The organism is Gilliamella sp. Lep-s35, from assembly GCF_009795845.1.
Lineage (GTDB): Bacteria > Pseudomonadota > Gammaproteobacteria > Enterobacterales > Orbaceae > Gilliamella.
The window spans coordinates 1-21,716 of record NZ_WTEX01000006.1; the positions used below are offsets into that span (position 1 = coordinate 1).

General features: G+C 37.1%; 20 protein-coding genes. 16 read left to right on the forward strand and 4 right to left on the reverse strand.

Going from position 1 to position 21,716, the window contains the following annotated elements; translation table 11 throughout:
- Nucleotides 1-260 precede the first annotated feature (260 nt).
- The 4 genes from GQ590_RS03995 (at nucleotide 261) to csdE (ending at nucleotide 3,867) form a co-directional block, all read left to right on the forward strand.
- On the forward strand, nucleotides 261-1,256 hold the full coding sequence (locus GQ590_RS03995) for a peptidase U32 family protein (protein ID WP_160407164.1): 996 nt from the start codon (nucleotides 261-263) through the stop codon (nucleotides 1,254-1,256).
- An 87-nt stretch (nucleotides 1,257-1,343) separates the two neighbouring features.
- Nucleotides 1,344-2,222 carry a U32 family peptidase gene (locus tag GQ590_RS04000; protein ID WP_160407161.1) on the forward strand — a complete coding sequence of 293 codons (879 nt, stop codon included), beginning with the start codon at nucleotides 1,344-1,346 and terminating at the stop codon, nucleotides 2,220-2,222.
- Nucleotides 2,191-3,402: a cysteine desulfurase CsdA gene (gene csdA / locus GQ590_RS04005; RefSeq protein ID WP_160407184.1), complete on the forward strand. Its 1,212-nt coding sequence runs from the start codon at nucleotides 2,191-2,193 to the stop codon at nucleotides 3,400-3,402. The genes GQ590_RS04000 and csdA overlap by 32 nt, the downstream gene beginning before the upstream one ends.
- 69 nt (nucleotides 3,403-3,471) lie before the next feature.
- A complete protein-coding gene (gene csdE, locus GQ590_RS04010) occupies nucleotides 3,472-3,867 on the forward strand; it encodes a cysteine desulfurase sulfur acceptor subunit CsdE (protein WP_160407158.1) in 396 nt (131 codons plus the stop codon).
- A gap of 49 nt (nucleotides 3,868-3,916) precedes the next feature.
- On the opposite strand, the gene dolP is transcribed toward csdE, so the two are convergent.
- Entirely contained in the window at nucleotides 3,917-4,495 is a 579-nt protein-coding gene (dolP, locus tag GQ590_RS04015) for a division/outer membrane stress-associated lipid-binding lipoprotein (RefSeq protein ID WP_160407155.1), read from the reverse strand.
- A 238-nt stretch (nucleotides 4,496-4,733) separates the two neighbouring features.
- Here dolP and GQ590_RS04020 point away from each other — a divergent pair, with 238 nt between their 5' ends.
- Together GQ590_RS04020 and GQ590_RS04025 are read left to right on the forward strand one after the other, a co-directional pair.
- Entirely contained in the window at nucleotides 4,734-5,432 is a 699-nt protein-coding gene (locus GQ590_RS04020; RefSeq protein ID WP_160407152.1) for a DUF1266 domain-containing protein, read from the forward strand.
- A complete protein-coding gene (locus tag GQ590_RS04025) occupies nucleotides 5,429-8,128 on the forward strand; it encodes a J domain-containing protein (protein ID WP_160407149.1) in 2,700 nt (899 codons plus the stop codon). The genes GQ590_RS04020 and GQ590_RS04025 overlap by 4 nt, the downstream gene beginning before the upstream one ends.
- Before the next feature lie 72 nt (nucleotides 8,129-8,200).
- On the opposite strand, the gene GQ590_RS04030 is transcribed toward GQ590_RS04025, so the two are convergent.
- From GQ590_RS04030 to xthA, 3 genes are all read right to left on the reverse strand, one after another.
- A complete protein-coding gene (locus GQ590_RS04030) occupies nucleotides 8,201-9,871 on the reverse strand; it encodes a molecular chaperone HscC (RefSeq protein ID WP_160407146.1) in 1,671 nt (556 codons plus the stop codon).
- Nucleotides 9,872-10,001: 130 nt separating this feature from the next.
- Nucleotides 10,002-11,336 (reverse strand): exodeoxyribonuclease VII large subunit, encoded by a 1,335-nt coding sequence (xseA, locus tag GQ590_RS04035; RefSeq protein WP_160407143.1) that lies wholly within the window; start codon nucleotides 11,334-11,336, stop codon nucleotides 10,002-10,004.
- Between the two features lie 30 nt (nucleotides 11,337-11,366).
- Nucleotides 11,367-12,173 (reverse strand): exodeoxyribonuclease III, encoded by an 807-nt coding sequence (xthA, locus tag GQ590_RS04040; protein ID WP_091120250.1) that lies wholly within the window; start codon nucleotides 12,171-12,173, stop codon nucleotides 11,367-11,369.
- Nucleotides 12,174-12,288: 115 nt separating this feature from the next.
- Between xthA and tyrA the strand changes: the two genes are divergently transcribed.
- The 10 genes from tyrA to GQ590_RS04090 all read left to right on the forward strand — a co-directional run bounded on the left by tyrA (nucleotide 12,289) and on the right by GQ590_RS04090 (nucleotide 21,569).
- Nucleotides 12,289-13,410, forward strand: coding sequence for a bifunctional chorismate mutase/prephenate dehydrogenase (gene tyrA, locus GQ590_RS04045; protein WP_160407140.1), 1,122 nt, complete (start codon nucleotides 12,289-12,291; stop codon nucleotides 13,408-13,410).
- Between the two features lie 150 nt (nucleotides 13,411-13,560).
- A complete protein-coding gene (gene glmM, locus GQ590_RS04050; RefSeq protein WP_160407137.1) occupies nucleotides 13,561-14,892 on the forward strand; it encodes a phosphoglucosamine mutase in 1,332 nt (443 codons plus the stop codon).
- Nucleotides 14,893-15,146: 254 nt separating this feature from the next.
- Nucleotides 15,147-15,929 (forward strand): F0F1 ATP synthase subunit A, encoded by a 783-nt coding sequence (gene atpB, locus GQ590_RS04055; RefSeq protein ID WP_160407134.1) that lies wholly within the window; start codon nucleotides 15,147-15,149, stop codon nucleotides 15,927-15,929.
- Nucleotides 15,930-15,953: 24 nt separating this feature from the next.
- Entirely contained in the window at nucleotides 15,954-16,193 is a 240-nt protein-coding gene (gene atpE / locus GQ590_RS04060; RefSeq protein WP_034911224.1) for a F0F1 ATP synthase subunit C, read from the forward strand.
- A 24-nt stretch (nucleotides 16,194-16,217) separates the two neighbouring features.
- Nucleotides 16,218-16,688, forward strand: a complete 471-nt coding sequence (gene atpF, locus GQ590_RS04065) for a F0F1 ATP synthase subunit B (RefSeq protein WP_160407131.1) — start codon at nucleotides 16,218-16,220, stop codon at nucleotides 16,686-16,688.
- Nucleotides 16,689-16,701: 13 nt separating this feature from the next.
- On the forward strand, nucleotides 16,702-17,235 hold the full coding sequence (gene atpH / locus GQ590_RS04070; RefSeq protein WP_160407128.1) for a F0F1 ATP synthase subunit delta: 534 nt from the start codon (nucleotides 16,702-16,704) through the stop codon (nucleotides 17,233-17,235).
- A gap of 11 nt (nucleotides 17,236-17,246) precedes the next feature.
- On the forward strand, nucleotides 17,247-18,788 hold the full coding sequence (gene atpA / locus GQ590_RS04075) for a F0F1 ATP synthase subunit alpha (RefSeq protein WP_160407125.1): 1,542 nt from the start codon (nucleotides 17,247-17,249) through the stop codon (nucleotides 18,786-18,788).
- Nucleotides 18,789-18,802: 14 nt separating this feature from the next.
- A complete protein-coding gene (atpG, locus tag GQ590_RS04080; RefSeq protein WP_160407122.1) occupies nucleotides 18,803-19,672 on the forward strand; it encodes a F0F1 ATP synthase subunit gamma in 870 nt (289 codons plus the stop codon).
- Nucleotides 19,673-19,719: 47 nt separating this feature from the next.
- Nucleotides 19,720-21,102 (forward strand): F0F1 ATP synthase subunit beta, encoded by a 1,383-nt coding sequence (atpD, locus tag GQ590_RS04085; RefSeq protein ID WP_160407119.1) that lies wholly within the window; start codon nucleotides 19,720-19,722, stop codon nucleotides 21,100-21,102.
- Between the two features lie 41 nt (nucleotides 21,103-21,143).
- Nucleotides 21,144-21,569, forward strand: a complete 426-nt coding sequence (locus GQ590_RS04090; protein WP_160407116.1) for a F0F1 ATP synthase subunit epsilon — start codon at nucleotides 21,144-21,146, stop codon at nucleotides 21,567-21,569.
- The last annotated feature ends 147 nt before the right edge of the window (nucleotides 21,570-21,716 follow it).

Genomic DNA, 21,716 nt, shown 5'->3' on the forward strand with positions numbered 1-21,716 from the left:
TTCTTCGTTAGGCTACTTGCCTCTCGTTGAATTTAAAAAACACTTACCCCTTAATTTTTTTGTTTGAAAATGTGTTGCCATTCCAGTTTTAAAAATGAGCAAATACAAAAATTTATTTATACGGTTATTCATATTTTTAGCGGTGATTGTAGTGCGCTATCTACTTTTTAAGCACAATTACCGCTTTCCATTCGCATTAAACTCAGAATTATTGCATAATACACAGCGTATAAAATACCAAACTTAAGTTAGGAATAATTATGGAACTTCTTTGCCCAGCAGGATCTTTACCATCACTAAAAGTCGCCATTGATAATGGGGCTGATGCTGTTTATATTGGTTTGAAAGACGATACCAATGCCCGTCATTTTGCTGGTTTGAATTTTAACGAGAAGCGTTTGATTGAGGCGTCGGATTATGTGCATAAACGTGGCAAAAAGCTGCATATTGCCATTAATACCTTTGCCCACCCCGATAATTTTGAACGTTGGCAATATGCAGTTGATACTGCGGCTAATATTGGTGCTGATGCTTTAATTATTGCCGATCTTGCTATGCTTGATTATGCGGCTGAAAAATACCCTAATCTTGAGCGTCATGTTTCTGTGCAAGCATCATCGACAAATGAGGAGTCGATTAAGTTTTACTATAATAATTTTCAGGTACATCGCATTGTTTTACCTCGCGTACTTTCAATGCATCAAGTTAAACAGTTATCACAAGTTTCACCCGTTCCGCTTGAAGTATTTGCTTTTGGTAGTTTGTGTATTATGGCGGAAGGTCGATGTTATTTGTCATCTTACTTAACTGGTGAATCCCCTAATACCGTTGGCGCTTGTTCGCCTGCTAAGTTTGTACGTTGGGAAGAGACCGAAAAAGGCCTGGAATCAAGACTGAATAATGTGTTAATTGATTGCCATAAAAAGGGCGAAAATGCAGGCTACCCAACATTATGTAAAGGTCGTTATTTTGTTGGGGATGAGCTTTATCATCCTATCGAGGAGCCAACAAGTTTAAATACCATTGAGCTATTGCCTGAACTGTTTGCCGCAAATATTGCCTCAGTCAAAATAGAAGGCCGTCAGCGTAGCCCTGCTTATGTTGAGCAAGTCACTAAAGTGTGGCGACAAGCCATCGATCGCTATAAAGCCAATCCGCAATCGTTCCAAGCCGAACAATGCTGGATCGATACGCTTGGTTCGGTGTCAGAAGGCACACAAACAACATTAGGCGCTTATCACCGTAAATGGCAATAAGGTGAGTTAGTTAGCAATAGGTAATTTGCTAACAGCATCAACGTAAATCATTGAGAAAGATCTAACATAAATATAGTGAGCAAAACCATGAAATACGCATTAGGACCAGTGCTTTATTATTGGCCTAAAACTGAAACAGAAGCTTTTTATTATGCCGCCAAAGAGAGTCAAGCGGATATTGTTTATATGGGCGAAACGGTTTGTACCAAACGCCGTGAAATGAAAGTCGCCAATTGGCTTGAGCTGGCAAAAGAGATTGCCAAATCAGGCAAGCAAGTCGTGCTATCAACACTGGCTTTGCTTGAAGCGCCCTCAGAACTTAATGACTTACGGCAATTAGTAAATAATGGCGATTTTTTAGTCGAGGCTAATGATTTGGCGGCAATTAATATTGCGCAAGAACATAAGTTGCCGTTTGTTGCAGGCCCAGCCATTAACTGTTATAACGCTTTAACGTTAAAATTGTTACAAAAACAAGGCATGGTGCGTTGGTGTATGCCAGTTGAGCTGTCGCGCGATTGGTTGAGTAATGTGCTTAAACAGTTTGAGAGTTTAAATATTGCACGAAATTTTGAAGTCGAAGTGTTCAGTTATGGTTATTTACCTTTAGCTTATTCAGCTCGCTGTTTTACGGCAAGATCGGAAGATAAACCTAAAGATAAGTGTGAAACTTGCTGTATTAAGTATCCTGTTGGACGTGAGGTATTTTCACAAGAACAACAGAAAGTATTTGTGTTAAACGGCATTCAGACTCAAAGCGGTTATTGTTACAATTTGGGAAATAATCTAAAAGAGATGAAAGGGTTAGTCGATATTATTCGTATTTCTCCTCTTGGGATTGAAACGCTTGATGTTGTAAAGCAGTTCAAAGCTAACGAAGATGGGTTAAATCCACTGACAATTGAACACAAACGAGATTGTAATGGTTACTGGAATGGGATTGCCGGACTTGAACTTACCCAATAAGCATTTTCTGCCTGAACAGTTTCGGGCAAATTTTCCTGCACTTAATAGTGAAAGCGTATATCTTGATTCGGCAGCAACAGCACTTAAACCGCAAGCCTTGGTTGATGCAACACTGGCGTATTATGCTCAAAACACAGCAACAGCAAAACGCAGTTTGCACCAAGATGCGTTGCAAGTCACTGCCACAATTGATAAGGCAAGGCAAAATGTTGCCGATTTGATCAATGCTAAGAGCAGCGCTGAAATTATTTGGACTCGGGGGGCAACCGAGTCAATTAACTTAATTGCCCAGAGCTATGCTCGCCCATTATTGCAACCTGATGATGAAATTATTGTCAGTGAATTAGAGCATCATAGCAATTTGTTACCTTGGTTGATTGTGGCTGAGCAAACTGGCGCTAAAGTCGTTAAGTGGTCGTCGGATGTTAATGAGTTATCATCGTTAATGTCAGCTAAGACCAAGATTGTTGCAGTGACTCAAATGTCAAACGTAACTGGATTTTGTCCTGATTTAGCTACAATAAGCAACATTGTTCATCAATATGATGCGGTTTTAGTGGTGGATGGTGCGCAAGGTGTTGTTCATCATGCAATTAATGTTAACCAGTTAGATATCGATTTTTATGCCTTTTCTACCCATAAGTTGTATGGTCCAACGGGGCTTGGCGTTTTATATGGTAAAAAGGCATTACTTGAGCAAATGTCGGTTTGGCATGGTGGCGGTAAAATGCTAAAAAGCGCTTCGTTTGATGATTTTATTCAAGAAGATCTTCCTTATAAATTTGAAGCTGGTACGCCTAATATTGCCGGTATTGTTGGTTTTAATGCCGTACTTGAGTGGTTAAAAAGTTGGGATAATAAGCAAGCAGAAAACTATACAAAACAGCTAACTTATTATGCAAAATCGCTACTAAGCCAATTTGCTGATATTCAATTTTATAGTGTGGATGATAGCCCGATAATCACTTTTAATATCAATAATATTCATCATAATGATATTGCTATTTTGTTAAGCGAACAAAATATTGCCATCCGTACTGGTGAGCTTTGTGCCCAGCCTTTAATGAATAAATTAGGATGTCATGGTGCGGTTCGTGTTTCATTGATGCCATATAATAATCAGCAAGATGTGGATAAATTTATTTTAGAGTTGAAAAGTGCAATTGAAATATTGGTGTAATTCTATTTTAAACGGTATAGAATCCTGAATATTTTTTACAAAATGACCAACCATAAATGAGGCAATATTATGCTATCACAGCAAGCTTTAATCGAATTATTTTCGCAGCAACATTCTTGGCAAGATCGTTACCGACAGCTTGTGATGTTAGCAAAGCAATTGCCTGACTTTCCTGAATCCCAAAAAACAACAGAAAACCAAGTGAACGGCTGTGAAAATCGCGTTTGGCTGACTTATCAAAAACAGGCTGATAATACCTATGTTTTTAGTGGCGATAGCGAGGGTCGAATAGTGAAAGGGTTATTGGCTGTGTTAATCAGTATTGCTAATCACAAAACAGCACAGCAAATAGCTGCTATTGATTTTCAATCGGTTTTGCATGAATTAAAAATTACTGACGAACTGAGCCAGTCTCGTTTGCAAGGACTAGCAAAATTGATTGAGCGTATTGAGTCGGTCATATAAAAAAGGAGGCTAATTAGCCCCCTATTTTTAGTCTCTTTTTTGTGATTGGTTAATTGTTAATATCAGTAAATAGGGTGACAACTTTCTTCACACCTTGAACTTTACTTGCCAGCTCTGCTGCTGTTTTACCTTCTTGTGATGTAACAATACCAATTAAAAATACTTCGCCATTTTCAGTAACAACTTTAATCTTGCGAGCTTTTGTTTGCGGATCTAAAATTAGTTTAGATTTAACTTGAGTGGTTATCCAAGAATCATTGGTAATGGTTCCTGCCCCAACTGGTTCACCAATACGAATTTGGTTATAGACTTTTTTCACTCCTCCAACTTGATAAGCAAGGCTTTGAGCTTTTTCAGCTTGTTCATTATTTGCTTGCCCAGTTAAAAGAATATTGCCATTATAAGTACTTATAATAATGCGCGATCCAATAAAGAGTGACCCATTATTTTTAATTTTCATACTCATGCGTGAACTAAGTGTTGTATCATCAACTTGAGTACCCGCAGTACGAGGATCAGTTGCAACTTTTGCCGTAGCCCCTGCACCAACCCCTATAACGGCAGCAACGCAGCCTTGTAATATTAATGTACAAGAAATTAACATTACCATTAAGGCGATCTTTTTCATTATAACTCCTTATGACTTATTACCCTGTAATAATCAAATTCCAATATATTTGGCTTATTATGCCTTGTAGAGGTTGATTTGCAAAATAATTTTATAATTTATGCTAGATGTAAAATATTTAACATTTCATTAAACCTAACATCATCATAACTTTTACTCGAATTTCAATTTTTATTTGAATAAAAATCTGCTATCTTTTGTTAAGAAGTAAAATAAATCAGATGATTGGAATTAAAATATGAATCAAGATTGTATCGATTGGCTATATGGCTTATCCGCGCCAATGGTTGCTTTAAATAAGAGATATGGTGCAAGTTATACTTCACCATCTTTTTATCCTGACAGAACATTTGTTGATATGGAGGATGATTGGGGAATAGATTCTCGACAAAAACTACTAAACTGTGTGTTTGATATGGTTGATGATGGCCATGCGCCAATGTTATCTCGATATTATGCGATGTACTCTCGATTTTCTGAATCACAATGGCGTGATTATTGCCAAGCACAAGATGATTACCAAAAAGTATTACTAACGTTTGTTGAACAAACTTTTTGTGTATGCGGCTATGGTGGCATTCGTAGTTGGGATTATGCCCGTATGGGATATTTGCTACGCAATGGCACGACTAATAAATATATTAGCGAAGAAGAAGCACTATGGATTTTTTCAAGAATTGCCGAGCGTTCCCAATATTTTTATAGCTCTTGGCACCACTACTTTGCTGGTTGGTCGATTGGATTTCAATATTGGGAAACACTCAACAATAAAGAAGATCTTGAAGCATTACGCTGTGAATTAACCCGAGCATCACAAACACATACCATGAAAATATTAATTAACGACGAGGATTCGCCTTGTAATCGATTGGCTTGGTATATTGATATCGACGAACTAGAAAAACCAGAATCATTAGCGGAGTATGATTGGTCATGAGTACAAATTTTTGGCAATTATTAGGCATCGAAAAAACAACTGACACCACGGTTATTCGTCAAGCATATCGTGTAAAGTTACCTTTATATCATCCTGAAACGGATCCCGATGGCTTTAAAGCACTGCGTGAGGCGTATGAATCGGCAATGAATTATGCTAAATCGCCCGAAACAGCTGTTGATGAAATGACAGAGAATTCAGTACAAGCAGCGCCACAACTAACAGAAGAACAAATCAAAGCAAATGAAATTTGCGAGGCTTATCAAGCACTGTTAACCGATCCAATGCGATGCTATAACATTGATGAATGGCAAAAATTTATCGGTTCATTCTATGATTACCCCATGACAGTTATCGATTCGGTAAAATGGCGACTATTAGAATTAAGTTACAAAACAACAGATATATCTGAGTCATGTGTCAAAATTTTAGCTGATAATTTACGTTGGCGTCAGCAACTTATGACACAATTTACTGATGAATATGAAATATATGATAATTATTTAAATCACATTGATCGCGGTGATTTATTTGATTACACATGCTTGCCAACAACCAATAAAACACTACAAAATGCAACTATCGATTATATATATAATGCCAAATGGTTATTTTGGGAACGTAGAGCGGAAAATGTTTATGCATTTTTAGCTCAAGATACCGTTATTTATCTTCCTGATGATAAGAAGTTTATGCTCGAATTTGCTCATTGGCATAGTACTGCGAGCTTAAAGAATCAATCTATTTTAGATTATGCTTTAAAATGTATTGCCGAAGGCGATGAAGACGAAAATATTATTATCGAGTGGAAATATATTGCCGCTATCCAATATACTTTGCTCGAAGACAAACAAAATGCCTTACAAGCTTGGTTAGAGTTGTATTATTCAGGCCATTATCAACAAAAAGCAGAAAGCTGGATAGCGGGGTGGTGTACTTATTTTGAAAAAAATTACTTTCCATTATTAGTTATGGCGCTAAATAATAGTTATTGTGTCGCTACCGATAAAACAGAAAATTATTTGCATACTATTCCGCAAATCACAGCAACCACAACAGCACGATTAGCCGCATTAGAGAATATCGATGAGTATCCAAAAGAAATTGTCGACTTTGTTAACTGGGCCTTGAATATAAGTTGGAGTTATAAACAAGTCTTATCAATATTGTTACTCGATGACGGCAATAATCGATTATATCGTTTATACCGACATGCCATTATGTTGCGCCACGGTAATGAAGTATTATTACAAGAAATTTTAGACGATCACAGCGATGATCCATTTGAACAATTTATTTTGCAACATTTGCAACGCCAAGCACGACAACATCTTGCATGGCTTACAGAACTTTCACCCGTGCAAGAATTTAAAGCATGGTTATTTGATAATAATGAAAATGCGCAACTTCCACCTCAATTCGATCCCGACGAGAATGGCAAGCTAGTTTTATATGCCCGTTTATGGCTAGATAGATTCAGGGATATTCCTGATATTGCTAAATTACATTTATATCAAAGTCTTTCTTATGCAAATATGGAAATGTTTGACTGGATTACGTTCTTAAAATTTAATGATTATTATCAACTACCAAAATCTCCAGATCCTTCGGTTATTGCTAATAATAAAGAAGCTTATTGGCAATGGTATCGTTGTTATTTATTAGTAATTGCAATTACTTGTAAACCAGTAGAAACAGCAAAATTTCTTCGACAAGAAAATAATACTTTTATTATTGATGAAAATAACCCATTTAAACCATTAATAGAGATATTTAAGCATGGTAATTGGCAAAATGAAACGGAGCTGTATAACCTAATTAATAATGATAGTGGACTAATTAATAGTGTTTTAAATAATTATCCAAATTCGATTGAATGGTTTATTGATGCGCCTCACCTTATTGATTTTGACGATATTGCGCAAAAAATGGAGTATACATGGGCACAAAAACTGGCAAATAAAAACCCAATTTATTTAATGTTGTTATACATAATTGTATTAAATAAACCTGAGCAAAAAAATAAATTAGATACAATGTTACAAGATATTACTGGTGATAATAAAGAGTTAATAGAAATAGCCAAAGATCTGCAAGATAGTTGGATTATACCATCTTCTAATAGCCAAAAAAAATACAATTATATCAAACAAATTGATAAAATAATAATGCTTGCTGAACGTTTGTCTAACTATTACGGTATATGTGATAACGATGAACTTGAAATGTTAGACAAGTTTAAAAACAGCAGTGATAATGATTTAGCCTTACGGCTTTGTGCGTCATTACTTATAGCAAAACATCGTGAAAATCAACAAAAGCTGGAATCACAGCCATTACCTAAAAATAAATGGTGGCAGTTTTGGCGTTGGAAAGGACGAACTAATATAAAAGGTTTTATTATACAATTATATTGTAGCTTCATAGTGTTAGGATTGATGATCGCACTTAACAACAATTTTGAATTGAATAGTCCTACTTTTTCTATGATTTGTTATTCCATTGCTGTAACCAATATGGTTTTTGCTTTAAAACGACGTTTTAATGATATCTATAAAGGGGAACCGCTCATCGGTTTTGTGGGCGAAATATTGGCTTATCTCTTATTTTTTGCGCCATTTTGGGTTTCTGGTGTCAAATACACTAACCGTTTTGGATCACCCGTAGAAGAAACAACCAAAGAAAAGGAAAAGTAAAAGTAAACAAAATAAAGCCCTCTTTTTTATCTCTAAAAAAGAGGGCTTTTTATATTTTTTAAATTTTATTGGTTATCGATTCAGATCTTGTAGATTAGATTCAATTTCACAACGAATTTCGTTAATTTCTTCAAGATTTTGTCTATTTAATGCTTCCATAAAAACTTCGATATATGATCCAATTAATAGTCGTTCATCACCCAATGATTGTGCCCATGCACGTTCTAGCCTTGCCAATAAAGTACGATTCGGCATTTCGTTGCGAGGGTGAATTTTAAGTGCTTTCAAGCGATCATGACTTTCTTGTTTTTGTTTGTCTGTTAATCCAATTGGACTATGATCAATAACTTTGCCATGTTGTTTACCTGTTTCAAGCAAAACAACGTCTACTTCTAATAAGCCATTTAGATCATAACTAAAGCGGACATCAATTCCTTGTATTCTTTCCATTGGCGTTAGGGGCACTTCAAACTCATCAATTAAAACATTATTTTCAACGCGTGGATTTTCACCTTGATAAACCGAAATACATATCACTTTTTGCTGAGGGTGCGTTGTGTAAAATGTTTTTACTTTTGAGGTCGGTACAATGGTATTACGTTCAATAATGGGTGAAAATAACCCACTGACATTATTTGAACAACTTTCAATCCCTAGCGTATAAGGGCACACATCAGTTAAAATGACTTCTTCAACATCGGCATTTCGCAATCGACAAGCCGCTTGAACTGCGGCACCTTGTGCAACAATCGTTGTTGGATTGATATGGCGATACGGTAATTTACCAAATAATTTGGTCACTAGCTCACGTACCACACCCAATTGTGATGAGCCACCCACTAATACAATATGTTCAAGCTGATTAGGCTTTAAGCGTGCATCACTTAATGCCTGTTCAATTGGTGCTCGTAAGCGATTAAGTAATGGTAACCATAACGTTTTTGCTCGGCTTTCGTTTAAGGAAAATTGCCACTGCTTATCCTGCCAAATCCAAGTTAAAGTATGTGATTGTTCACCATTTAATTGACATTTTAGTTGTTCGGCTAAATCTAATAAGCGAGCATAATCATCGGTCGGAATATCTTGCTTTTTAAGGTTCCATTCACTTAAGCAAGCTTTAACAAGCTCTTGGGTAAAATCTTCACCACCTAAATAGTTATCACCAGCAGAAGCGTGCACTTCAATAATCGGCATGGCATATTCAAGTACAGTCACATCAAATGTGCCACCACCTAAATCAAATACTAATGTATTGCCCGATTGTTCTTCGTGTAATCCATATGCCATGGCAGCGGCGGTTGGTTCATTAATTAAACGTACAGCATTTAATCCTGCTAACTCAGCTGCGAACCGAGTTTGCTTGCGCTGTTCATCATTAAAATAAGCAGGAACCGAAATAACCACATCACGAATTTCTTGTTTTAAAAACGCTTCGGCATCAGCTTTAAGTGATTTTAAAACCATGGCTGAAAGTTCAGTCGGTGTAAACTTTTTGTCTCCTAATTCAAACACTTTATTTGAGCCTAAAAAACGTTTAAAAGCCGCTGCACTACGATTGGGATGTGTAGTTAAACGAGACAACGCTGCGTGTCCAACTAAAATAGAATCGTCTTCATCAACACTTACTGCAGATGGTGTAACAACTTCACCAATTGAATTAGGAATAAGAACTGGTTTGCCATCTTGCCAAATACAAATTAAACTGTTTGTCGTACCTAAATCAATACCGATTGGATAATGCATAAACTCTCTGAATAATATCGCAATTTTTTATTGTTTGGATTATATACTAATGCTCACCTAAATTGCAAAAATCAGCTAAACACCTAAACACCTAAACACCTAACCACTTAGTAATAAAACGATTTATAAACTACTTATCGATTTTAGTAATTTGACTAACAATACTGCCTTTTTTTAGCTTTGTAATAATTAATTCACCAACAGCTACTTGTTCAGGAAAGCGAACCACGGTGTTATTTTGATTTGTCGTAACAGAATAACCCCTTTCAAGTGTCGCAAGTGGGCTGACGCTATTAAGTTGGGAGGTTTGTAAAACAAATTGGTGTTGAGATTGAGTCAATTTTTGTTGTACTAAATGAATAATTTGTTGCTGTTTTTGACTAACAAATTGCTGTAAAGAGTAAATTTTATTTTGTGGTGAAATGCGTGACAATCGTTTATCTAATTGATTGTATTGGTTTGATTTTTTGAGTAAATATTGCTGAATATTATCATATAATGTGTGACGATAAGTGAGCAGCGTGTTTAGCTGTTTTGCTAACTTTGTTTGAGGGTGCTGAGTTTGCAACCGATGATACCATTTATTTAGTTTTTCTCGGCTCTGTATTAAATAGTAATCCATTGCCATAGATAAATGTTGCTGTTGAGCTTGCAAGCGCTTAACTTGCGCTAGGCTATCTTGGCTAACTAGTTCGGCAGCAGCCGATGGTGTTGCCGCTCTAACATCAGCAACAAAATCAGCAATGGTAAAATCAATTTCATGCCCAACGGCACTGACAATCGGTAATTGACTTGCAAATATAGCCCTTGCAACGATTTCTTCGTTAAATGACCATAAATCTTCAATCGATCCGCCACCCCGTCCAACAATTAAGACATCACACTCTTTACGAATGTTGGCGATTTGAATCATTTTGGCAATTTGTTCGGCCGCTTCAATACCTTGTACTTGCGTTGGGTAGATAACCACATGCAAACTTGGATCACGACGTTTTAATATCTGGCAAATATCATACAACGCTGCGCCCGTTGACGATGTAATAATACCCACGGTGCGGATATTTTCAGGAAGTGGCTTTTTATAAATGGCATCAAATATTCCTTCATCTGAAAGCTGTTTCTTTAACTGTTCAAATTTTTGTTGTAATAGCCCAGCACCTGCAGGCTGAATTTTATCAATAACCAGTTGATATTCACCACGAGCTTCGTACAAGGTTACTGTTGCTCTAACTAAAACCTGTTGCCCATTTTGTGGCGTAAAACCTGCCCGAAAATTACTGTTGCGAAACATCGCGCAACGAACTTGTGCGCTATCGTCTTTTAACGAAAAATACCAATGACCCGATGAGGGACGCGAAAAGTTAGAAACTTCGCCCACTAACCAGACCTGCCCAATTGCATCAGACAGTAAATCTTTAACAATTTGATTAAGATCTTTGACCGATAAAACCGAGCTGTTTTGCATGTGATGATCCTTTATTACGATGATACAAATTTATATTAAATCAAATTTAGCCCAAATTGGCGCATGGTCTGAGGGTTTGTCCATTGCCCGAATAGCATAATCAATCCCTGTTTGTTGACAGTGTGCTAGCAATTTTTGGCTAGCTAAAATTAGATCAATCCTAAGTCCTGTGTCTGTTTCAAACCCTTTTGATCGGTAATCAAACCATGAATATTCTTGCTTTGTTGGATGTTCGTTACGATAAGTATCTATAAAGCCAAGTGACATTAAATTGTTCATCCATTCACGCTCTTGCGGTAAAAATGAACATTTACCCGTACGAAGCCAACGTTTACGGCTTTCTTCTGAAATACCAATATCTAAATCAGTCGGACTGATGTTCATATCACCCATAATTAAAGTTAATTGATTATTTAATTGATGCTTTTGTAAATGGTAAATCAAATCTTGATAAAACTTACGTTTAGCAGGGTATTTAGTTTCATGATGTAAACTTTCACCTTGCGGAAAATAGCCATTAATTATGGTTAAATTGCCTTTATTAGTAGGTAATTGAGCCATAATTAAACGGCATTGTGCTTCATCCCCATCGGTTGGAAAACCACATTGCACCGACAGCGGTTTTTGCTTTGTTAGTAAAGCAACTCCGTAATGTCCTTTTTGCCCGTGATAGTTTAGGTAATAACCAAATGGTTCTAGCTCAGCAATAGGAAACTGGTCATTATGGACTTTCGTTTCTTGTAAGCCAATCACATCAGGCTGGTATTTATCAATAATGGCTGCTAATTGGTGAATTCGAGCTCGAAGGCTGTTAATATTAAATGAGATAACATTCATGTTGATTTATTGTCTTGTATTTGATGTTCTAAATACGCATCGTACCAAAAATACGTTATACTGTTAAGCTATTACAGAAAAAGCAACTCTTTGTGATAATAAGGAACTACCCAATATGTCTACGGAACTACTTGCCTTACGCGATAAAATCGATGAAGTTGATCAATCCATTTTATCTTTAATTTCAAAGCGATTAGCGTTAGTTGCCGAAGTTGGCGAAGTAAAAAGCAAGCATGGTATTCCCATCTATGATCCTAAACGTGAATCCGCTATGCTAACTAAAAGACGGCAAGAGGCTGAAGCTCAAGGTGTTTCTCCTGTTTTAATTGAAGATATTTTACGTCGTTTAATGCGTGAATCTTATATTAGCGAAAACGACAAGGGCTTTAAAAAAGTCTACACGGGTCAAGGTTCTGTCGTGATTGTTGGCGGTAATGGGCAAATGGGCCGGTTATTTGCTCGGTTATTTACGTTATCGGGCTATCAGGTGAAAACGTTAGGCTCAAAAACGATGCATCAAGCAGCCGAAGTGGTTGCTGATGCAATTTCGGTTATTGTAACCGTGCCGATTAATAAAACTTGCGAAATCATTAAACAATTACCGCCATTACCCAAAGATTGTATTTTAACGGATTTTACATCCATAAAAGCTAAGCCTCTCCAAGCAATGCTTGATAAACATCAAGGACCTGTTGTTGGTTTGCATCCAATGTTTGGTCCTGATGTGCCAAATTTGGCTAAACAAGTCATTGTTTATTGTGATGGACGTGAGAAAGCGAAATATCAATGGTTAATTGAGCAAATGCGGATATGGGGTGCCAATTTATGTGCGATTGATGCCAAAGAGCATGATAAATGTATGTCATTTATTCAAGCATTACGCCATTTTACCTCGTTTTCATATGGTGTTAATTTACAACGTGAACAAGCGGATTTGGAACAACTCATTGCATTATCATCACCAATCTATCGGCTTGAACTGATGATGGTTGGACGCCTGTTTGCGCAAGATCCCGAACTTTATGCTGATATTATCATGGCATCTGATGATAACATTGAATTAATCAAGCGTTATTATAAATGTTTTGGGGAAATGGTGAATTTAATTGAACAACGAGACAAAACTAAGTTTATAAAAAACTTTAATGAAGTTACCCAGTGGTTTGGCAGTTATGCCGAGCGCTTTATCAAAGAGAGCCAAGGGTTATTAAAATTTGCTAATGATAATCGAGCGTAACTTTATATTAAACGGTATATTTTCCTGAAAGTTTTTTACAAGTTAAAAATATACTTTTTATCAAAAAAACAGTGTTATATAGTTTTATAACAAAGCATTACAGTTTAATAAAGTGGTTAAAGATAACAAATGTTAGTATGAGGAAATAGAATGTCTAATCGAAAATATTTTGGTACAGATGGGATTAGGGGTAAAGTTGGACAATATCCTATCACACCAGATTTTGCACTCAAATTAGGTTGGGCAGCAGGACGAGTTCTTGCCAAAGACGGCGTTAAAAAAGTATTAATTGGTAAAGATACTCGTATTTCAGGTTATATGCTTGAATCGGCCTTAGAAGCAGGGTTTGCTTCGGCAGGTGTTGCAGCAGCCTTTACTGGACCAATGCCAACGCCTGCTATCGCTTATTTAACCCGCACCTTTCGTGCTGATGCGGGCGTTGTTATTTCTGCTTCACACAATCCTTTTTATGATAATGGTATTAAGTTTTTTTCAACCGAAGGAAAAAAACTTGATGATGCCATCGAATTAGAAATCGAAGCTGAACTTGAAAAAGAGATCGACTGCGTCGAATCCAAACAACTTGGACGAGCAAGCCGTATCACCGATGCCGCAGGGCGTTATATCGAATTTTGTAAAAGCACATTTGATCATGATTTGAGTTTAGCAGGACTTAAAATTGTTGTTGATTGCGCTAATGGTGCTACCTATCATATCGCTCCTAAAGTATTACGAGAACTTGGTGCGCAAGTAATAAAAATGGGTTGTGAGCCAGATGGTGTTAACATCAACGAAAACTGTGGTGCAACAGATGTTAAGGAACTTGCTAAACGTGTTATTGATGAAAAAGCCAATTTAGGTTTTGCCTTAGATGGTGATGGCGATCGTATTATTATGGTTGATCATAACGGTCAAAAAATTGATGGTGATTTAATTATCTATATCATTGCTCGTGAAGCATTAAGGCAAGGCCAATTAAAAGGCGGTGTTGTTGGTACATTAATGAGCAACATGGGGCTTGAAATAGCACTTAAAAATCTTGGTATTCCTTTTGTTCGCGCCAAAGTTGGCGACCGTTATGTGCTTGAAAAATTAGTTGAGAAGAACTGGCGCCTAGGTGCTGAAAATTCAGGGCATGTTTTATTATTAGATAAAACGACAACCGGTGACGGTATTGTTGCCGGTTTACAAGTTCTGGCAGCAATGGTTCGTAATGATATGTCGTTAGCTGATTTATGCAGTGGCATGATAATGTTGCCACAAGTATTAATTAATGTTCGGTTTTCAGGTGAACATGATCCACTAAAAAGTGCTCAGGTAAAATTGGCAATAGAACAAGCAGAAAAACAACTTGGTAACAATGGGCGAGTATTGATCCGTAAATCAGGAACAGAACCGCTTATTCGCGTAATGGTGGAAGGAAATAACGAAACAGAAGTGCAAAATTTGGCCGAAGCTATTGCTGTAGCGGTTAAAACCTAAAAATAGCATCATTTATACCCATTAATTAAACCATTAATTGTGCAATATTAGGGGTAAAATGATAATTGAAGTTGTAAATATTTACATAAATTTAGTAAAAAGTGTCTAAATTCTTAATTTAGTTAATCAAAGGTTGACTTAATATAGGCAATTAGGTTTAAAATAGTAGCTTCGAGTTATTACAGCGATTGCTTATACCTTTTTAAACAAGTATAAGCAATATTTTATTTTTAGAAATAAGTTAAGAGGGTTATATGTCAGTTTCCTCTCCAGCTTCACCACAAGCTTATATCAAGCACCATCTTGAGAACTTGCAAGTAGGTTCTGGTTTTTGGACCTTAAATCTTGACTCATTGTTCTTTTCGATTCTGCTTGGTGTTATCTTTCTATGGGTATTTTATCGTGTTGCCCAAAAAGCAACCAGTGGAGTGCCAAGTAAATTACAATGTGCAGTCGAGATGATCTTTGAATTTGTCAATAATACAGTCAAAGATATGTTTACTGGTCAAAATAAGCTCATTGCGCCGTTAGCATTAACGGTATTTATTTGGGTTTTCTTGATGAATTTAATGGATCTTATCCCTGTTGATTTCCTACCTTATGCAGGTCAATATTTAGGCTTGTCACACTTAAGAGTAGTACCAACGGCAGATGTTAGCATTACTATGTCAATGTCTTTAGGGGTATTTGCACTCATTATAATTTATTCAATTAAATACAAAGGGGTGTCAGGGTTTATTAAAGAATATACTTTACATCCTTTTAATCACTGGGCATTTGCACCAATCAATTTAGTGCTTGAACTGGTTAGTCTTTTAGCTAAACCCGTTTCTTTAGGGCTTCGACTTTTCGGTAATATGTATGCAGGTGAACTTATCTTCATCCTTATTGCGGCATTATTACCTTGGTGGTCACAATGGGCATTATCATTACCATGGGCCATTTTTCATATTTTAATTATTACGTTACAAGCTTTTATTTTTATGGTGTTGACGATCGTCTACTTAGCTATGGCGTCGGCAACGGAAGATCATTAATTTTACTATTTTTTTGTTAATAAACTGGAGTATATAATGGAAATGTTATTTGTAGCCGCAGGTATTATGATGGGATTAGCTGCAATTGGTGGTGCAGTTGGTATTGGTTTATTGGGTGGCAAGTTTTTAGAAGGTGCTGCGCGTCAACCGGAATTAATGCCTATGTTACGTACTCAATTCTTTATCGTTATGGGTCTAGTTGATGCAATCCCAATGATCTGTGTTGGTATTGCGCTTTACGTTATTTTTGCTGTTGCCGGTTAATAAAAATTTAAGAGGAATCGTGTCATGAATATGAACGCAACGCTCCTCGGCCAAGCAATTACATTTGTATTGTTTGTTTGGTTCTGTATGAAGTTTGTTTGGCCGCCTGTTATTGGCGCGATTGAAAAACGCCAAAAAGAGATAGCAGATGGCCTTGCTTCAGCAGAAACAGCAAAAAAAGATTTGGAATTAGCCAAAGCAAATACATCTGACATAATGCAACAGGCTAAGGTTGAGGCTAATGCAATTATTGAGCAAGCAAACAAACGCAAAGCTGCTATTCTTGAAGAAGCAAAGCAAGAAGCTGTGCGTGAAAAAGAGCGAATTGTTGCTCAAGGGCTTGCCGAAGTAGAGGCCGAACGCAAACGAGCAAAAGAAGAGCTTAAACAACAAGTTGCAGCACTTGCTATTGCTGGGGCAGAAAAAATTATTCAACGCTCTGTTAATGAAGCCGCAAATAGCGACATCATTGATAAACTCGTAGCTGAACTATAAGGAGAATAGAGCAATGGCTGACTTAATTACAATTGCTCGCCCTTATGCTAAAGCTGCTTTCGATTTTGCGATAGAAAAAAACAGCATTGAATCATGGCATAAAATGTTGGTGTTAACGTCACAAGTGAGTCAAGACCCACAAGTTCGAAGTATTTTAACATCTGACATGAAAGCCGATTCGGTGGCTAATCTACTCATCAACATCTGTAAAGATGTGTTAGATGAGTTTAATACCAATTTTATTAAAATTATGGCAGAGAACAAGCGGTTATCACTTCTTCCTGAAGTGCTAACTTTGTTTGAACAATACTGTTTAGATAGAGAGTCTCAAGCAGATGTCGATGTTATTTCTGCCGATGAGCTCACAAGTGAACAACTTAATAAAATTTCTGTCGCTGTCGAAAAACGTTTATCACGAAAAATAAAACTAAAATGTCATATAGATAAATCGCTCATTTCTGGTTTTATTATTCGTACGGGCGATATGGTTATTGATAGTAGTATCAGAGGGCGTTTAAATCGTTTAAATGACGCTCTACAGTCTTAAGGGGACTGATAATGCAGCTAAATTCAACTGAAATAAGTGAACTAATTAAAGAGCGAATAGCTCAGTTCAATATTGTGAGTGATGCTCACAATGAAGGCACTATCATATCTGTAAGTGATGGTATTCTTCGAATCCACGGATTAACCGACGTAATGCAAGGCGAAATGATTGCATTACCTGGGGGTCGCTATGCAATGGCACTTAACCTTGAAAGAGATTCAGTCGGTGCGGTAGTTATGGGGCCATACGAAGATTTATCGGAAGGTATGAAAGTACAATGTACTGGTCGTATTTTACAAGTACCTGTTGGTGAAGGTCTATTAGGACGCGTAATTAATACACTTGGTGAACCAATTGATGGTAAAGGCTCACTTCAACATGATGGTTTTTCACCCGTAGAAGTCGTTGCCCCTGGTGTTATCGATCGTAAATCTGTTGACCAAGCTTTACAAACTGGTTATAAAGCGGTTGACTCAATGATTCCAATTGGTCGAGGTCAACGTGAGCTTATCATCGGTGACCGTCAAACAGGTAAAACAGCATTAGCAATCGATGCAATCATCAATCAACGTAATTCAGGTGTAAAATGTATTTACGTTGCCATTGGTCAAAAACAATCTACTATTGCTAATGTAGTGCGTAAACTTGAAGAATATGGCGCACTTAAAAACACAATTGTGGTTGTTGCGTCTGCTTCTGAATCAGCTGCGTTGCAATATTTAGCACCGTATGCAGGTTGTGCAATGGGTGAATACTTCCGTGACCGCGGTCAAGATGCATTAATTGTTTATGATGATTTATCAAAACAAGCCGTTGCTTATCGTCAAATTTCGTTATTACTTCGTCGTCCACCTGGACGTGAAGCTTATCCTGGTGATGTGTTCTATCTTCACTCTCGTTTACTTGAACGTGCAGCGCGCGTTAACGAAGCTTATGTTGAAGAATTTACCAAAGGTGAAGTTAAAGGTAAAACTGGCTCATTAACAGCATTACCAATTATAGAAACCCAAGCGGGTGACGTTTCAGCATTCGTACCAACTAACGTAATTTCGATTACTGATGGTCAGATTTTCCTTGAAACTAGCCTATTTAACTCAGGTATCCGCCCTGCGGTTAACCCTGGTATTTCGGTTTCACGTGTGGGTGGTGCTGCACAAACGAAGATAATGAAAAAATTATCAGGTGGTATTCGTACTGCGCTTGCACAGTATCGTGAGTTGGCTGCGTTCTCTCAATTTGCATCAGACTTAGATGAAGCAACAAGAAACCAATTAAGCCACGGTGAAAAAGTAACTGAACTATTGAAACAAAAGCAATACTTACCAATGACAGTTGCTGAACAATCAATAGTACTTTACGCCGCTGAACGTGGTTATCTTGAAGATGTAGAATTAGCTAAAGTATTGCCATTTGAAGCAGCACTTCTTGCTTATGCCCATAGTCAATACGCTGATTTTGTTAAATCAATTGATGAAACAGGTAATTACGATGATGAGATTGAAGCTAAGCTAAAAGAGTTACTCGAAAGCTTTAAATCAACTCAAACATGGTAAGGGTGAGGTAAAATATGGCTAATGCAAAAGAAATTAGAACCAAAATTGCCAGTATCCAAAGTACACAAAAAATCACAAAAGCGATGGAAATGGTTGCCAATTCTAAAATGCGTAAAACGCAAGATAGAATGGCTGCTAGTCGACCCTATGCTGAAATGATTCGTGAAGTAATTGGACATTTAGCGTTAGCTCAAATAGGCGCCAAACATCCCTATTTAGAAAAAAGAGATGTAAAGCGAGTTGGCTATCTTATCATTTCAACCGATCGTGGTTTATGTGGTGGTTTAAATATCAATCTTTTTAAGACTGTCATTGCTGATATGTCAGCATGGCAGGAAAAGGGTGTTGAAGCAGATGTTGCTTTAATTGGTTCTCGGGCAGTTTCGTTTTTTTCATTAGTAAAAGCAAACATCTTAACCCAAGTCACCAATTTAGGTGATGAACCCGCTTTATCTGAGTTGATTGGTCCGGTAAAAACAATGCTTGGGGCATACGATAACGGTAAAATTGACAAACTATATATTGTAACAAATAGATTTATCAATACCATGTCGCAAAAACCGACAATACAGCAGTTATTACCGTTACCGCCATCAGAGGATAAAGAGCTTAAAGCTTCATCATGGGATTATATTTATGAGCCTGATGCTAAATCACTATTAGATGTGATTTTACGTCGCTATATTGAATCACAAGTTTATCAAGCAGTGGTTGAAAATCTAGCGAGTGAACAAGCAGCAAGAATGGTGGCCATGAAAGCAGCAACAGATAATGGTGCAAACTTAATCAATGAATTACAAATTGTGTATAACAAAGCCCGTCAAGGTGCTATCACGAATGAATTAATTGATATTGTATCGGGTGCAGCTGCTGTTTCAGGTTAGTGCTAAATATTGGCTTATAGTTAAGAAAAAGACGTAGAGGATTAAAAATGGCTACTGGAAAGATTGTCCAGATCATCGGTGCGGTGGTTGATGTCGAGTTCCCAGAAGATGCAGTACCAAAGGTATATGATGCATTAGAAGTAGAAACTGGCACTGAGAAATTAGTTCTAGAAGTTCAACAACAATTAGGCGGTGGCGTTGTTTGTTGTATTGCAATGGGTTCATCTGATGGTTTGAGACGTGGACTTAGCGTAGTAAACACTGGTCACGGTATTGAAGTACCAGTTGGTACAAAAACACTAGGTCGTATTATGAACGTACTTGGTGAGCCTGTTGATAAAGCAGGTCCAATTGGCGAAGAAGAGCGTTGGGCGATTCACCGCGCAGCACCAAGCTATGAAGAACTTGCTAGCTCAACTGAATTACTTGAAACAGGTATTAAAGTTATCGACTTAATTTGTCCATTTGCTAAAGGTGGTAAAGTCGGTCTATTCGGTGGTGCGGGTGTAGGTAAAACCGTTAACATGATGGAATTAATCCGTAACATCGCTATCGAGCACTCTGGTTACTCTGTATTTACGGGGGTAGGTGAACGTACTCGTGAAGGTAATGATTTCTATCATGAAATGAAAGAATCAAACGTACTTGATAAAGTATCGTTAGTTTATGGTCAAATGAATGAGCCACCAGGAAACCGTCTGCGTGTTGCGTTAACTGGGTTAACCATGGCTGAAAAATTCCGTGACGAAGGTAAAGATGTTTTATTATTTATCGATAATATTTATCGTTATACCCTAGCCGGTACTGAAGTGTCTGCGTTATTAGGTCGTATGCCATCAGCAGTAGGTTACCAACCAACATTAGCTGAAGAAATGGGTATATTACAAGAACGTATTACTTCAACAAAAACGGGGTCAATTACCTCAATCCAAGCAGTATATGTACCAGCGGATGACTTAACTGATCCATCACCAGCAACAACCTTTGCTCACTTAGATGCAACAATTGTATTGAGTCGTCAAATTGCTTCTTTAGGTATCTATCCTGCGGTAGATCCACTTGATTCAACAAGTCGCCAATTAGATCCTTTAGTTGTTGGTCAAGAGCACTATGATTGTGCCCGTGGTGTTCAGTCAATTCTACAACGTTATCAAGAATTAAAAGACATTATTGCAATTCTTGGTATGGATGAATTATCAGAAGATGATAAATTGATCGTTGCGCGTGCTCGTAAAATTCAGCGCTTCTTATCTCAACCATTCTTTGTTGCAGAAGTATTTACAGGATCACCAGGGAAATATGTACCATTAAAAGACACTATTAGTGCATTTAAAGGAATCATGAACGGTGATTATGACCATATCCCTGAACAAGCATTTTATATGGTTGGTTCAATTGATGAAGCAATTGAGAAGGCAAAATCTCTATAAGAGATTCATTGAACTAAGATCATATTAATGGAGATCGTATTATGGCACTAACTTCCTATCAATTAGAAGTTGTTAGTGCTGAATCTCACCTATTTTCGGGTGATGTTCAGCGAATCAGAGTAACAGGTAGAGAAGGTGAATTAGGTATTTATCCTGGGCATACTCCTCTACTTACAACCATAAAACCAGGTATGGTTGGTATTGTGAAAACGAATGGTGAAGAAGAGTTTATCTATCTATCTGGTGGCATCTTAGAGGTTCAACCTAATATCGTAACCATCTTAGCCGATACCGCAATTCGTGGCGAAGATTTAGATGAAGTAAGAGCACAAGAAGCAGTAAGGCAAGCACAAGAACAGATTAATCACCCAAGTGATGATATGTCTTTTGCCCAAGCATCGGCCAAATTATCAAAAGCGTTGGCAAAAATTCGCGTTATCGAGTTAACTCGCCGTATGGGTCAATAGTTTGCGTTTGTGCTTAACCATATATAAAAAGGTTACTTACACTGCTAAGTAACCTTTTTAATATTTTGATTTATAATAAAATTATACTTAAACACATAGCTTTCCTGAAACTTTTTGACAAAAATAAGAAAAATATCAAAATACAGT

What these genes read in the sequence shown, in the direction of transcription:
- atpB (WP_160407134.1), top strand. Translation starts at nt 15,147, where the DNA reads ATGTCAGTTTCCTCTCCAGCTTCACCACAAGCTTATATCAAGCACCAT.
- GQ590_RS03995 (WP_160407164.1), top strand. Translation starts at nt 261, where the DNA reads ATGGAACTTCTTTGCCCAGCAGGATCTTTACCATCACTAAAAGTCGCC.
- atpD (WP_160407119.1), top strand. Translation starts at nt 19,720, where the DNA reads ATGGCTACTGGAAAGATTGTCCAGATCATCGGTGCGGTGGTTGATGTC.
- GQ590_RS04000 (WP_160407161.1), top strand. Translation starts at nt 1,344, where the DNA reads ATGAAATACGCATTAGGACCAGTGCTTTATTATTGGCCTAAAACTGAA.
- csdA (WP_160407184.1), top strand. Translation starts at nt 2,191, where the DNA reads ATGGGATTGCCGGACTTGAACTTACCCAATAAGCATTTTCTGCCTGAA.
- glmM (WP_160407137.1), top strand. Translation starts at nt 13,561, where the DNA reads ATGTCTAATCGAAAATATTTTGGTACAGATGGGATTAGGGGTAAAGTT.
- GQ590_RS04020 (WP_160407152.1), top strand. Translation starts at nt 4,734, where the DNA reads ATGAATCAAGATTGTATCGATTGGCTATATGGCTTATCCGCGCCAATG.
- csdE (WP_160407158.1), top strand. Translation starts at nt 3,472, where the DNA reads ATGCTATCACAGCAAGCTTTAATCGAATTATTTTCGCAGCAACATTCT.
- GQ590_RS04090 (WP_160407116.1), top strand. Translation starts at nt 21,144, where the DNA reads ATGGCACTAACTTCCTATCAATTAGAAGTTGTTAGTGCTGAATCTCAC.
- xseA (WP_160407143.1), bottom strand. Translation starts at nt 11,336, where the DNA reads ATGCAAAACAGCTCGGTTTTATCGGTCAAAGATCTTAATCAAATTGTT.
- xthA (WP_091120250.1), bottom strand. Translation starts at nt 12,173, where the DNA reads ATGAATGTTATCTCATTTAATATTAACAGCCTTCGAGCTCGAATTCAC.
- atpH (WP_160407128.1), top strand. Translation starts at nt 16,702, where the DNA reads ATGGCTGACTTAATTACAATTGCTCGCCCTTATGCTAAAGCTGCTTTC.
- atpA (WP_160407125.1), top strand. Translation starts at nt 17,247, where the DNA reads ATGCAGCTAAATTCAACTGAAATAAGTGAACTAATTAAAGAGCGAATA.
- tyrA (WP_160407140.1), top strand. Translation starts at nt 12,289, where the DNA reads ATGTCTACGGAACTACTTGCCTTACGCGATAAAATCGATGAAGTTGAT.
- GQ590_RS04025 (WP_160407149.1), top strand. Translation starts at nt 5,429, where the DNA reads ATGAGTACAAATTTTTGGCAATTATTAGGCATCGAAAAAACAACTGAC.
- GQ590_RS04030 (WP_160407146.1), bottom strand. Translation starts at nt 9,871, where the DNA reads ATGCATTATCCAATCGGTATTGATTTAGGTACGACAAACAGTTTAATT.
- dolP (WP_160407155.1), bottom strand. Translation starts at nt 4,495, where the DNA reads ATGAAAAAGATCGCCTTAATGGTAATGTTAATTTCTTGTACATTAATA.
- atpG (WP_160407122.1), top strand. Translation starts at nt 18,803, where the DNA reads ATGGCTAATGCAAAAGAAATTAGAACCAAAATTGCCAGTATCCAAAGT.
- atpF (WP_160407131.1), top strand. Translation starts at nt 16,218, where the DNA reads ATGAATATGAACGCAACGCTCCTCGGCCAAGCAATTACATTTGTATTG.